This is a genomic window from Williamsia sp. (assembly GCF_036566845.1).
GTDB lineage: Bacteria > Actinomycetota > Actinomycetes > Mycobacteriales > Mycobacteriaceae > Williamsia.
The window spans coordinates 25,695-40,064 of sequence record NZ_DATCVM010000277.1 but is presented as its reverse complement, the minus strand read 5'-3'; the positions used below and the strand labels follow the sequence as shown (position 1 = coordinate 40,064).

Sequence of the window (14,370 nt, the reverse complement as noted above, 5' to 3'; positions counted from 1 at the left end):
CGCAATGGAACACCGACCCCAAACCGTTCGTCTGGACCAAGACCGCCGAAGAAATCCTCGATTCACTCGCCAGATATATCCAACGAATCTCTGGCGCAGGACACTAGCTGATCCTGCGATCCGGGCGTTCCTCGTCGAGGGAACGCGGACCGGCCACCTCGGCTACACCGCGGCCGATGGCAGACCCCTGGTGGCCCCGATCTGGTTTGTGGTCGACGGGGATCGCCTGGCGTTCAACACCGGAGCCGACACCGCGAAGGGCAAGGCGGTCGTCCGCGACGGTCGTCTGGTGCTGTGCGTCGATCTGCAAGAACCGCCCTACGCCTTTGTCCAGGTGCAGGGTGTCGCCCGGGTGAGCGACGATCTGACCGAGGTGCGACGGATCGCATCCGCGTGTGGGGCCCGGTACATGGGTGCCGACCGGGCTCAGGAATTCGGCGACCGGAACGGCGTACCGGGCGAACTGGTGATCTGGATCGAACCGACCAAGATCATTGCGTCGCTCGATATGACGGGGTGAGACTCAGGTTCGTGTCGCGGCGGCCCGTCGGAACCCACGGATCGCGGGATAGACGAAGATCGCGACGATGACAACGGCCCACAGGACGGTCTTCGTCAAGCTCTCGGCGACGGGCCCGCCCAGTGCGAGCGCGCGCATGCTGTCGATCGCACACGTCATCGGTTGCTCGCGCACGATCGGTTGAATCCACTGTGGGTAAGCGGCGACGGGTGCGAAGCCGGAATTGAAGAACATCAGCAGACTCGACAGCAGCGACATCAATTGGACCAGTGGAAGATTGGTCGACGACATCGCCACCGCCAGCATGACCGTCGAGAACGCGGCACCGAAAAGCAGCGGCACGAGGAAGATTCCCAGTGCCGGGAGCAATCCTTGGTTGAATCGCCACCCGATGAGCATGCCGAAGGTGGTCAGAACGATTGTGGCGATGAGGATCCGGGCCAGCTCTGAGATGAGCCGTGCGCTCAGGTCGGCCCCTTTGTGGACCGGTAGGACGTACAGGCGGGTCAGGAGTCCGGCGCGTTGCTCACGCCGCAGTCTGATGCCGGCGATGAGAGATCCGAACATGGCGCCGACGAGGACCACCAGGGGAACCGTGCCGTAGGCGCTGTTGACGCCTGTCGCCGCGGTGATCGCGTCGCCCAGTACGACTTTGAACATGATCATGCTCAATGCGGGAAAGACGATGCTCTGGATCAGCACCTTCTTGTCGCGGCTCCACACCGTGAGCTGACGCGCCGAGAGGATCGAGGTGTGCAGTAGATACGCCCGGAGGCCGACCTCTTGCGCGTGCGTATCCGGTGGAAACGTGGTCGCCAGTGCCACCGCCCGCTCTTCGGACTGGATGTTGTCCGACGCAATCGTCGATTCCGGTGGGACATCGGCCGGCCCGATTTGGGTCCGGTTCTCGGGGGCGGGTCTTTCTGCCACCCAGGGCTCCACGGCGGTTCGCAATGACCCGGTCCCGGGAAAGCTGATCGTCTCGCTGTCGTGGCTGTCCGCCGCGCGCCGTGTCCTCGATCGGGTGGGGTCCAGATGGGCCTGCCACCAATGGTTCTGGGTATCGGTGCCGGCGGACCGGTGCCGTGGGGTGGTCGACTCCGGCGTCGAATCGTCGAGGGTTGTCATTCGTGTGAGGTCCTGAAGGCGGCCAGAACGATTCCGGCGAGTGCGAGTGCGATGAGCCCGGCGGTCCAGGCCACGACCGGGACGACCTGCCCGGATGTCACCGCTCCGTCATCGAATTGTCGCATCAGCGCGGCGAACTGAGATACGGGCTGGTTGCGCGCGAACGGCTGTATCCACTCGGGGAATTGCGACTCGGGAACGAACCCGGTGGACAACATCCCGAGGATGAGCGCGGGCAACGTCATAGCCTGACTTGTCGATTCCGGATTGCCTGCGAGAGTTCCGATCACGTCGGCACCGAAGGCGAAGACCACGCCGACCACAAAAGCCACCAGCAGGAAGCCGAGCAGATACCAGGGACCGTGGTGCGCCCGCCAGCCGATGACCAGGCCCGAGATCATGGCTGAGGTCAGGGAGACCACGAGCAACACGGTATTGGCACCGAGCCGCGACAGTGGCGAGACCATCGGGTTGATGGGTACGGTCCGCAGTCGGGTGGTCACACCGATCGTGAGGTCGTTGGCCGAACGCATCGCCGCGGAGGTGGCCACGAAACTCGTCGACTGCAGACAGATGATCGGCATCAGGAACTGCGCGTAGTCGACCCCGGCGTACAGACCCATGACCTTGTTCAAGGGTACGAAGAAGCAGAGGGTCAGCAGCACCGGTGCCAGGACGCACAGCGCGAACTCGCCGTGTCGCCACATGGTGGTCAGGAACCGACGATTCAGTGCGAGCCATTGCCGGAACGGATGTATCGCCGGGCGGACCGGATCGAGGGTGCCGGGATTGACGATGGCGGTCACAGGTCGTCCTGCTCGACGTGGGGCTGTTCGGTCAGCGTCAGGAACACGTCGTCGAGGGAAGGCCGGCGCAGGCCGATATCCGCCAGAGTGATTCCGGCTTCGCCGGTGCGGCGCACGATCTCCACGAGTGTTGCGGCGCCATCGGGTGCCGGAACGATCAGCGAAGTGCCCGCCGCCTCTGCCCGGATCGCGTCCTCGGCCACCAGACCGACGAGCAACTCCCGGACGCGCGGTATGTCGCCGGGCAGGTTGGGGACGATCTCGCAGAAGGTTCCGGCGACCTGCTCTTTGAGTTCGGCTGCGGTGCCCTGTGCGATCACCTTGCCCTTGTCGATGACGATGATGTTGTCGCTGAGCAGATCCGCCTCCTCCAGGTACTGGGTGGTCAGGACCGTCGTGATGCCTTGATCACGCAGGGAACTGACGATCTTCCAGACCTCCTGCCGGCTCCGGGGGTCGAGCCCGGTGGTGGGTTCGTCGAGGAAGACCACTTCGGGGCGCACGACCAACCCGCATGCGATGTCGATGCGGCGGCGCATTCCACCGGAGAACTTGCCGACCCGGCGAGATCCGGCCACCTCCAGATCGAAGGCGGTCAGCAACTCGTCGGCGCGACGCGTGGCCGCCTTCTTCGACAGACCCATCAGCCGCCCGAACAAGACGAGATTCTCACGGCCGGAGAGGGATTCGTCCAAGGCAGCGAACTGTCCGGTCAGCATGATCGATTTGCGAACGGCGGCACGTTCTTTGGTGATGTCGTGTCCGGCGACAAACGCCTGGCCACCGTCGGGACGCAGCAACGTGCACAACATGTTCACGGTTGTGGTCTTGCCCGCGCCGTTGGGACCGAGTAGGCCGAGGACCTGACCGCGCGGGACCCGGAAGCTGATTCCGTCGACCGCGGTGAAATCGCCGAACCGCTTGACGAGCCCCTCGACGACAACCGCATCAGCGACAACCGCGTCGGCGACAACCGCGTCGGCGACCCCTGTCGGGCCGGCGGCGGCCTTCGGTGTCGGTGCCGGTGGGTGGTCGGCCGGTGCGTTGTCGGTGTCCGGGTGGGGGTCACGGGCGAGCGAATCACCCTGCGGTGGGCCGACCCGGACCGACGAGTTCGACGGTGTCTCCGGTGCCCGATGGCGCGCGCGGGGCATTGTGCTCTGTGTGTCGGCTCCGTCGGAGTCGGCCGTGTCAGGTCGCGCCTGCACCTGCATAGTCCAGTCCGTTCTAGTCCGCGCCGAGCGGACTGTCAGATTCTTGTCGCCCCCGATGGTCATCGCCAGGTCCGGTTCCGCCGCGCCATGTCACCCGACCGCGCCGACTCAACAATCACCATTCTGGTGTACCAATCTATTCATCGCGAGGTGCTCGCGGATTGTTTCACCCAGCTGTTAGCAATGCTTTTAATTACCGTAGGTAACCGTCTCCGGTGATCTGTGCATTCGAGTAGAGAATATGCGTGATCGGGGGTGTCGCCAAACGGATTTCGCGCAGCTTGACCGAAATCCGTCCGCGCCGACGGGCTCACGGTGAATTCGGACGACCGAGGAACTCGAACCAGAAAAAAGCAGGGTCGACCACAGGCGTGAGGACGATGCTCCACGTCCGCGTGCTTCGTCCAAGCGTAGGCAAGATCTGCCGTCGGCGTGCGGGCTTCGGAAACTACGTCCAAATGTCCGAAACAAAAGTGATCATATGCGCCGGATGCGTCGCCGAAATGCTCAGGCGCCGACGTTCGGCCCGATGTGAATGACTGATCTGAACCACTACTCAGATCGCGATATCGCGTTTGTCGGGTTTTCGGGTACCGGCTACTCGTGTCCAACCACCCGTGGGTCGATACGGTGATTGCGGTTGGCGTTGAGCTGCGGCGATAGGACAAGAGCAGTGCCCCGACACGGCCTGCGTCCGGGCCCCGAGGCACGCGAACGTCGGGTTCGCCGATGTTCCGGCTCGCGCCGACCGTGACTATCCCAGAGGTCCGAAGCGGCCGGCCTGGGAATCAGTCGCCTGACTGACTGTAACTACAGGGCGGAGAGCAGCGATGAGACCTTATGAGTGCCGCGAGAACCATTGCGGGCTTCGGTTCGATAAGACCACTGTCAGGTGTTCCACGGGCCGACGCCGGTAAAACGCTATGTAACGCATGGGAGATCGAGAGAGATATTGCTTGAGATATTCTTTGGCGCACGCTCGAGAATGAATGTCATCCCTTCAAACGACCACGCCCTCATCCTGCCAGATCGCGTAGTCGATTTGGATACGCTGTCATTCTCGTGACTTTTGTCGGAAAAGATTCGGGGGAGTGTTCTTCAATGACGACATGGACATCCGGTTCGGGATCGGAGCAGTGGTTGTGAGCGGTGCGGTTACAGGTTCGCTTGAACTTCGCGAGAGCGCCTTTCCTATTTCTGCCGCCCAACGTGGAATATGGTTCGCGCAGCAGGCTCTCGGTGACACTCCCATCAATATCGCCAGTTTCGTGGACCTCTCGGGGTCGGTCGATCTGCAACTGCTGACAGAGGCAACCCGGTCCGTGGGACACGAGACCGCGTCGGGGTATCTGAAACTCATCGAGACCGATGGCCTTCCGATGCAGGTCGTGGACCGCCGCTTCGACGACACGATCGAGTTCGTCGACTTCACGACGGAGCCGGATCCCCTCGAGGCGGCGATGGCCTGGATGCGCGCCGACTATGGCCGTCCCATCGCCCTTTTCACCTCCAGGCTTGCGGTCTCTGCCCTCTTGAAGATCGGGTCCGACAGATTCTTCTGGTACCTGCGCAGTCACCACATCGCCGCCGACGGATTCTCCGCGATGGTCGGAATGCGCCGGGTCGCCGAGGTGTACACGGCGATGGCATCCGGACGCACACCGCCGCCGGGCAAGGCTCCGGATCTTCCTCAGATCGTCGCCAACGAACAGCGGTATCGGGAGTCCAGCCGGTTCACGATGGACCGCGACTACTGGTCGGATCGCACGGCGGGCCTGCCGGCAGCGCTGTCCCTGAGCTCCAAGGTCGCAGCGCCCGGTGCCTATTCGCTGGTCGCGTCCGAGGAACTGGGCCCCGAGACGGACGCTCTGCTCTCCCGCGCGGCCGAGTCGGTGGGCGGCGCGGCACCCGTGGTCGTCGCAGCATTCTCCGCATATCTGTCGCGGATGTGCGAGGCGGACGACGTGGTTCTGAGCCTGCCCGTCTCGGCCCGGCACACCGCGGCGCTACGGCGTTGCGGCGGTATGGTTTCCAACATCGTTCCGCTACGTCTCGGCGTGGCCGGTGACCGTTCGGTGGGCGCGCTGCGTACGGCGGCACAGACAGAGTTGACGGGTGCCCTTCGGCATCAGCTCTACCGGCACGAGGACATGCGCCGCGACATCGGTATCGCCGGCGAACACGGGCGCTTCGGTCCGGCCGTCAACATCATGATGTTCTCGCCGATCGTGGAACTCGGAACGGCGATCGGCACCACGCATGTCCTGAGCACCGGACCGGTTCTGGATCTGTCGCTGAACATCTACACCGGTGAATCGAACAGTTTGAGAATCGATTTCGAGGCGAACCCGAATCTGTACGACGAGGCGGAGCTGGCGGATCACCACCGGCGCTTCCTCGCCTTCCTCCGCCGGTACCTCACCGCGGGAGACGACGTCGCGGTGAGCGACCTCGAACTCCTGGACGAGGCAGAGACAGGCATGATCCTCGAGTCGGGCAGGGGGGCGGTCCGGGCGGTGGATCCGAGCCCCCTGACGTCCTGGGACCAGCAGGTCGCGACCGGGCCGGATCAACCAGCCCTGGTGGGCGCCGGCGCGACGATGTCCCGCGCTGAGCTCGACGAACGGGCGAACAAACTTGCCAACGAACTGATTTCGCGCGGTGTCGGACCGGATGACGTCGTCGGACTGGTACTGCCGCGCACTCCCGACTGGGTCGTGGCGATGCTGGCGACGTGGAAGGCGGGCGCCGCCTATGCACCGATCGACCCGGACGCCCCGCGGAACCGGATATCGGCAATCCTCGACGACTGCGACAGCAAGGTCGTGGTGACCACGAGGTCGTGGGTGGCCGCGGAATCGCTGCCCGCCAAGGACATCGGCGTCGTCGTCCTGGATGACCCGCGCTGCGCTGCCACCATCGCCCGGCGGGAATCCACCTCACCGGCCGATCGTTGGTCGGAGTCCGGCTCTGGCGCCAACCTCGCCTACGTCATCTCGACGTCGGGCTCGACCGGCCGCCCGAAGCCCGTGCTCGTGCCCATGGCCGGTGTGGCGAACACACTGGCCTGGTACCGGCGGACGATGGCGCTCGGCGACGGTGACGGTGTGCTGGTCGCGTCGTCGGCCTGCTTCGACCTCACCCAGAAGAACGTCTGGGCTGCACTGACGGACGGCGCGACGATCAATCTGGCGAACGATGGATTCGACCCCGCTGACATCGTGGCCCGCGTCGACGCCGGTGCCGGAGCCCTGATGAACATGGCGCCGAGTGCGTTCGCAGTTCTCTCGGAACACGACCCGTCGAGGGCCACGACGTCGGTGAGATCGCTTGTCCTCGGCGGCGAGCCGGTGCGACCGGATCAGCTGCGCGACCATCTGGCAGCGGGAACCGCGATCTACAACAGTTACGGCCCCACCGAGTGCTCCGATGTCGTCTCCTACCACCGGATGGACGAGGCACCCGACGCCTACGCGTCCGGACAGGTGCCGATCGGTGGGCCGATCGACAACATCGGGCTCTACGTGCTGGATTCGCGGCTACGGCCGGTGCCGCAGGGGGTTCCGGGCGAGCTCTACCTCACCGGCGTCGGCGTCGGCAGGGGCTACGCGAATCGGTTCGCGACGACGGCCGCGAGTTTTGTTGCCGACCCGCACGGATCCGGTGGCCGTATGTACCGCACCGGTGACGTCGTCAGCTGGGATCGGCACGGGGAGTTGCGGTACCTCGGCCGCGCCGACCATCAGGTGAAGATCCGCGGTCTGCGCATCGAACTGGGCGAGATCGAAACCGCACTGCTCTCGCACCCCGACGTGGCCCAGGCCGTGGTGGCCGTCCACTCCGGTGAGGCGGGCACCCGACTGATCGGCTACGTGGTGGCGACCGAGGGCACCGAGCCCGATCGGTGGGCGGTGATCGAACACCTGTCGGAGTCACTGCCGGGGTACATGGTCCCGGCGTCGGTGATGGTGCTCGACGCGATGCCGCTGAGCGGCAACGGGAAAATCGATCGCAAAGCGTTGCCGGAGCCCGAGTTCGGAGTCCGCTCGACGATCTTCGTTCCCCCGTCCACGCAACTCGAAGAAACCATCGCGGGCCTGTTCGGTGAGGTCCTCGGGTTGGCCCGCGTCAGTACGACAGACAGCTTCTTTGTGCTCGGCGGCGACAGCATCATGTCGATCCAGTTGGTCGCGCATGCGCGCGAGGCCGGGGTCACCTTTACCACCAGGGATGTCTTCGACTGCAAAACTGTTGCCGCACTGGCGGATCTGATCTCCCAGCGGGCAGCAACAGACTACGTGGCCGAGGTTCTGGAGGAACTACCCGGCGGTGGCGAGGGCGACCTGCCGTTGCTGCCGATCGGGCACTGGATGATCGAGCAGCAGCACTGGACCCGGCTGGCACAGGCGACAGCCATCCGATTGCCCGAAGGCCTGGCCGGCGACAGCCTGGAACCGGCACTGCAGGCGATCATCGACCATCACGACGTTCTTCGTTCGCGGCTGATCGAGGTCGATGGCCGGTGGCGGATGCATGTCCGCGAGCGCGGTGCCGTCGATGTGATCGGTGCCTTGAGCGCGGTCATGGACGACCACACCCCGACCGGTGATCTCATCGCGGCCGAACTCGAATTGGCGGCCAAGCGGCTGGATCCGGGGCGCGGAGTGATGCTTCAGGCTGTGCACCTCCCGGACGCGTCCGGTACCGGCGGCCTGTTGCTGCTCGTCGGGCACCATCTCGCGGTCGACGGGGTCTCGTGGCGGGTCCTGCTCCCTGATCTGGCGATCGCCTGGTCGCAACATGCTGCGGGGCTTCCGATCTCGCTTGATCCGGTGGGAACCTCGCTGCGCAGGTGGTCGCACGCGACCGCCGAGATCGCGGCCGCCGGCAGCCGTCGGGACGAACTGCCACTGTGGCTGCGGACCGTCCACTCGTCGCACGAGCCGCTCGGATCGCGGCCGCTGAACGCGGACGTCGACAAGGCGGCGACGGTCGCGACCGTGCACGTCGCGGCTCCCGAAGATGTGACCGCAGCGATGCTCACGAGTCTTCCGGCCGCATTCCGCGGCGGGATCAACGATGGTCTGCTGACGGCCTTGTTGCTCGCGGTCAGCCGCTGGCGGCAACTGCGCTCGGTCGAGTCGGATGCGATCCTGGTGGCCCTCGAAGGTCACGGACGGGACGACGACATCGTTGCCGGTGCGGATCTCTCGCGCACCGTCGGCTGGTTCACCAGCTTGTTCCCGGTACAGCTGAGTCTGCCCTCGGACACCGACCTCGCCGACGCGTTTGCCGGTGGCGCAGACGCCGCCCGCGCGATCAAGGCGGTCAAGGAGCAGCTTCTGGAGATCCCGGACGGCGGTGTCGGATATGGCATCCTGCGCTATCTGGATCCCGATGGGGCGAGCCAGTTGTCCGGTGGCACGGAGCCGCATGTGGTCTTCAACTATCTGGGCCGGCGTGCGGTCGGCGCATCGGGTGCCGATGCCGCGGCCGCGTGGTTGCCCGATGAAGCGGTCGGCACCTGTGGGTTCATGGCGACCGTGGATCCGGGTGCGCCGTTGACGGCCCCACTCGAGATCAACGCGGGTGTCGAGGGCGATGGGGCCGCGGCTCGGTTGGTGGCCTCGTTCTCGTACGCGACCGGAGTCCTGTCCGAATCGGACGTAAGGGAGATCGGCGCACTGTGGGTCGAGGCGATGACCGCCCTGTCGAATCACGCCGGCGCCACCGGAACCGGCGGGCTGACGCCGTCCGATCTGCCGCTACTGCAGTTGGATCAACACCAGATCGGGACCCTCGAGAGCCGCTACCCGGGCCTGTCGGACGTCTGGCCGCTCTCACCCCTGCAGCAGGGGATGTTCTTCCATTCGCTGCTGGCCGACGGCGGCGACATGTACACCGCTCAGATCGTGCTCGAACTCGAAGGTGTGGTCGATCCGGAACGCATGCGCGCCGCCGGAGAGGGACTGCTGGCCAGGCACGACGTACTGCGGGCGGCGATCACCCAGGATGTCGGTACCGGCGATGTCATCCAGGTGGTGCGGCGTGAGGCCGAGTTGCCTTGGCGTTTCAGCGATCTCAGTGGCCTGTCGGCGGCGGATCAGGACACTGCGCGCGATGGATTGCTCGACGCCGAACGCGCCGAGAGGTTTGATCTCGCGTCTGCTCCGCTGACCCGGATGCACCTCATCCGGTGCGATGGCGGCCGTTGGATTCTGGCGATCACCAACCACCACGTGATCGCCGACGGATGGTCGACGCCGCTGCTGATCCGCGATCTGCTGACCATGTACGTGCTCGGTTCGGCGGACGCGCTCCCGCGGGTGCGCTCGTACGGTGACTTCCTCGGTTGGCTGCAGGCCCGCGACAAGGCGGAGGCCACGCGCCGGTGGACCGAGGCACTCCGGGAATCCGAACCGACGATGCTCGTCGAACGATTCGCGTCGGACGCATCGGATGTACCGGTCGACCTGACCAGGACACTCACCCCCGAATTGGACCGGGCGCTCACGTCGATGACGCGCACGCTCGACGTCACTTTGAACACGGTTCTGCAAGCTGCCTGGGCAATGGTGTTGGCAGGCAAGACAGGTCGGCGTGATGTCCTGTTCGGGTCGACCGTGGCCGGCCGTCCCGCGGAGTTGAGCGGGGTCGACACGATGGTCGGACTGTTCATCAACACGGTGCCGGTTCGGGTCCGTCTCGACCCGCAGGAGTCCGTGGCGACCCTGTTGTCACGGCTGCAGGATGAGCAGGCCGCGATGCTGGACCATCAGCACCTGGCCCTGAGCGAGATCATGACCGCCGCCGGCGGTGGCAACCTGTTCGATTCGCTGCTGGTGCTGGAGTCGTACCCGATCGACAAGCAGGGGTTGTCGGAGCACACCGACATCGCGGGCATGCGACTCGGAGGCGCCCGGGTGCGGGACGGTTCGCACTATCCGCTCGCGGTCGTGGGCATACCCGGCGAGCAGCTGGAGATCAACTTCAAGTATCTGCCCTCGGCGCTGAGTGCCGCGTCCGTCGAAGACTGCGCCACCAGGTTGCTGTCGGTGATCGCGGGATTCGCCGAGGATCACGAACGCCGGCTGTCGACACTGCCGATTCTCGGTGCCGCGCAGGCACGTCTGCTGATGCCGGTGCGGGGGACGACCGCCGCACCGACGACAACCCTGCCGGAGCTGCTGCGGACGGCGGCGCGGAACGCTCCGGGTGCGACTGCCATCGTGACCGGCGACCGGACCGTCACATACCGGGAGCTCGACCAGCTGTCGAGCTCGCTGGCACGAGTGTTGGTGGGCGAAGGTGTGGCACCTGACCACTTCGTGGCGATCGCGCTCGGTCGCTCGGTCGAATCGCAGGTCGCCCAGTGGGCGGTGGCGAAGGCGGGCGGCGCCTTCGTGCCCGTCGATCCGAGCTATCCGGCGGACCGGGTCGCACACATGATCAACGACTCCGGCGCGACGATCGGGCTGACCACGTCCGAGCATGTCGGCAAGCTCCCCGGCAATGTGATGTGGCTGGAACTCGACCGACCCGAACTCCGCGAGTGGTGCGCGTCTGTCCGCACTTCCGAGATCCCCTCTGCCAGGCCCTATCAGGTGCTACCGCGCCACGCGGCGTACATGATCTACACCTCGGGCTCGACCGGGATGCCAAAGGGCGTCGTGGTGACGCACGCCGGGCTGGCGAACTTCGTCGAGGATCAGCGCGTGCGCTACCAGCTGACCGCCGACTCCCGAACGCTGCACTTCTCGTCTCCGAGTTTCGATGCCTCGATCCTGGAACTGTTCCTCGCGACCGCGGCATCGTCGACGATGGTGATCGCCGACCGGACCGTCTACGGCGGTGAGGAATTGCATCACCTCCTGGCCACCGAAGAGATCACACACGCGTTCGTCACCCCCGCGGCTCTGGCCACGGTCGACCCGGCCGGGCTGCCACGGCTGCGGACCGTTGTCGTCGGCGGTGACGCGTGTGGTGCCGATCTCGTGACCCGGTGGGGCGTGGGGCGGGCGATGTTCAACGCCTACGGACCCACCGAGGCGACGGTTGCCACCAATGTCAGTGCGCAGTTGCGGCCGGACGATTCGGCGGTGACGGTCGGCGGGCCCATCGTCGGAGTGGCAGAAGTGGTCCTCGACAGCTGGTTGCGTCCGGTGCCGATCGGTACCGAAGGCGAATTGTACGTATCCGGTGATGGTTTGGCGCGGGGCTACCACAACCGGCCCGGTCTGACCGCGGGGCGGTTCATCGCCGACCCGAACAATCCCGGCCGGCGGATGTATCGCACCGGCGACGTGGTGCGGTGGGTTGACCGCGCCGCACCCGGCGAAGCCCCGCGACTGGAGATCGAATACGTCGGGCGCAGCGACTTCCAGGTCAAGGTGCGGGGATTCCGGATCGAGCTCGGAGAGATCGACGCGGCGTTGTCGGCCCACGACTCGGTTGACTTCGTCACCACCGTGGGGCGGCGGGCTCCGTCGGGATCGACGGTGCTGGTTTCTTACACCGTTCTGGTCCCGGGATCGACGGTGAGCACCGCCGAACTGGTCAGCTTTGTCGCTCAGACACTACCGGCGCACATGGTTCCTTCGAACATCGTTGTGCTCGATACGGTTCCGCTCACCGTCAACGGCAAGCTCGATCGTGCGGCGTTGCCCGAGGTCGACTTCGGAAGCGCCACCGAGACCGTCTACGTCGCGCCGACCACGCCGGACGAGATCGCCATCGCCGAGGTTTTCGCCGATGTCCTCTCGATCGAACGGGTGTCGGCTGTCGACTCGTTCTTCCTGCTCGGGGGCGATTCCCTGTCGGCCACAAGGGCAACCGCCCGCATCAGTGCCGCGACAGGTCGTCAGCTCGGGGTGGGCGACCTCTTCGAGGCGTCGTCGGCGGCCGCACTCGCGGCTCGCGTCGCCGCGGCGCCCCGAGTCGGTCCCGTCCCGAAGCTGACGGCGATGGCGCGCCCGGAGTTCTTGCCGCTCTCGCTTGCGCAGCAGCGTATCTGGGTCATCAACCGACTTGATCCGACGTCTCCGGCATACAACATCGCCGGGGCCCTGCGTCTGCAGGGGAATCTGGATGTCGAGGCGTTGGAACAGGCGGCCCGCGACGTGATCGCCCGTCACGAATCGTTGCGTACCCATTACCCGGAGCGTGACGGGGTTCCGGGTCAGGTCGTCCTGCCTCCGTCGGCGGCCCCGGTCTCGTTGGATCCGGTTCCGGTCTCCGCCGAACATCTCGACGCCGAACTGATCGATCTGGCAGCACAGGGATTCGACGTGACCGCGGCACCACCGCTGCGCATGCGTCTTCTCCGGGTGTCCGGCGAGCACCATGTGCTGGCCGTGGTGGCGCATCACATCAGCGCGGACGGTGAGTCGATGGGACCGCTCGCGCGTGACCTGATGGTCGCCTATGTCGCACGCTCACGGGGTGAGGAACCCGCCTGGCAGCCGCTCGGTGTGCAATACGTCGACTACACGCTGTGGAAGCGAGATCTGCTCGGCGACGCGGACAATCCGGTGACCGTGGCCGGGCGACAGCTGTCGTACTGGGAGCACACCCTGCAGGGCATGCCCGAACTTCTCGAGGTTCCCACCGACCGCCCGCGCCCGCCACAACAGTCGATGCGCGGTGCCCGGGTCGATGTCGAGATCGATGAGCAGTTGGTCAAGCGGCTCGATCGTATTGCGGCCGGGCACGGAGCAACGCTGTTCATGGTCATGCACGCGGCATTCTCCGCCTTGTTGTCACGGTTGAGCGGTCGTGACGACATCGCGATCGCCACTCCGGTCGCAGGCCGTGGTGAAGAAGCCCTCGACGACCTCATCGGGATGTTCGTCAACACGGTGGTGCTGCGGGTGGGCGTCGATCCGGGAGCGGAGTTCATCGACCTGCTGCACGGAGTCCAGAAGGCCGATCTCGAGGCCTACGCGCACGCCGATGTGCCCTTCGACTCCGTGGTCGATCGGGTCAAACCGGTTCGCAGTGAGGCATTCTCGCCACTGACCCAGGTGATGCTCGCGATGGAGAACCCGGCGGTGTCGGGGTTGTTGCTGCCGGGCCTGACCGTCGCCGAACACGACTGGGGAGTCGTCCCGGCGAAGATGGACCTGAAGCTGACACTGTCCGACAACCGTGACGACGACGGCGTTGTCGGTCCGCTGGCGGCGTCGTTTGTGTACGCGACCGATTTGTTCGATCGCAGCACGGTCGCGCGTTTTGCCGACCAGCTCGTCAGGATCCTGGAGGCGGTGGCCGCCGATCCGCGTGCGGTCGTCGGCGACATCGACATCTGGTCTGCGGCAACGCACACCGAGAGCTTGCGCGAATCACTGGGCCAGCAGACGACGGTGGCCGACCTGCCGGACCTCGTGGCGCTGGTTGCCGGCGAGGATCCCGACCGGACCGCACTGAGGTCGGCGTCGACTCCGGTCACGTTCGGCGACCTGCACGACCGGCTGACGATCTTGCAGCAATCGCTGGCCCCCACCGGGGTCGGGGTCGACGCCGTGGTGATGACGGCGTTGTCCGGATTGGCACCGGAACTGCTCGTGCCGGGTGGCGGTCGCACCCTCGAGCAGGTTGTGGACACCCTTGTCGAAGACGCGGCGTCGGCGGCACGGCTCGTGGCGTCGCACGCGGCGAACTCAGCCCGGATCGCCTGACCTGGTTGCTTGTCGAAGTAGTTGCT

General features: G+C 65.7%; 5 protein-coding genes. 2 read left to right on the top strand and 3 right to left on the bottom strand.

The window, feature by feature from the left end; all coding sequences use genetic code 11:
- Window positions 1–73 precede the first annotated feature (73 nt).
- Entirely contained in the window at window positions 74–520 is a 447-nt protein-coding gene (locus tag VIQ49_RS27190; RefSeq protein WP_331889999.1) for a PPOX class F420-dependent oxidoreductase, read from the top strand.
- A gap of 3 nt (window positions 521–523) precedes the next feature.
- Here VIQ49_RS27190 and VIQ49_RS27185 read toward each other — a convergent pair whose 3' ends face one another.
- Genes VIQ49_RS27185 through VIQ49_RS27175 form a run of 3 tightly spaced genes read right to left on the bottom strand, consistent with a single transcriptional unit; the run spans window position 524 to window position 3,608 of the window.
- Window positions 524–1,648 carry an ABC transporter permease gene (locus tag VIQ49_RS27185; RefSeq protein ID WP_331889998.1) on the bottom strand — a complete coding sequence of 375 codons (1,125 nt, stop codon included), beginning with the start codon at window positions 1,646–1,648 and terminating at the stop codon, window positions 524–526.
- Entirely contained in the window at window positions 1,645–2,454 is an 810-nt protein-coding gene (locus VIQ49_RS27180) for an ABC transporter permease (RefSeq protein WP_331889997.1), read from the bottom strand. Before VIQ49_RS27180 ends, VIQ49_RS27185 begins: the two co-directional genes overlap by 4 nt.
- Window positions 2,451–3,608, bottom strand: coding sequence for an ATP-binding cassette domain-containing protein (locus VIQ49_RS27175; protein ID WP_331889996.1), 1,158 nt, complete (start codon window positions 3,606–3,608; stop codon window positions 2,451–2,453). The genes VIQ49_RS27180 and VIQ49_RS27175 overlap by 4 nt, the downstream gene beginning before the upstream one ends.
- Window positions 3,609–4,759: 1,151 nt before the next feature.
- Between VIQ49_RS27175 and VIQ49_RS27170 the strand changes: the two genes are divergently transcribed.
- Window positions 4,760–14,344 carry an amino acid adenylation domain-containing protein gene (locus VIQ49_RS27170; protein WP_331889994.1) on the top strand — a complete coding sequence of 3,195 codons (9,585 nt, stop codon included), beginning with the start codon at window positions 4,760–4,762 and terminating at the stop codon, window positions 14,342–14,344.
- The last annotated feature ends 26 nt before the right edge of the window (window positions 14,345–14,370 follow it).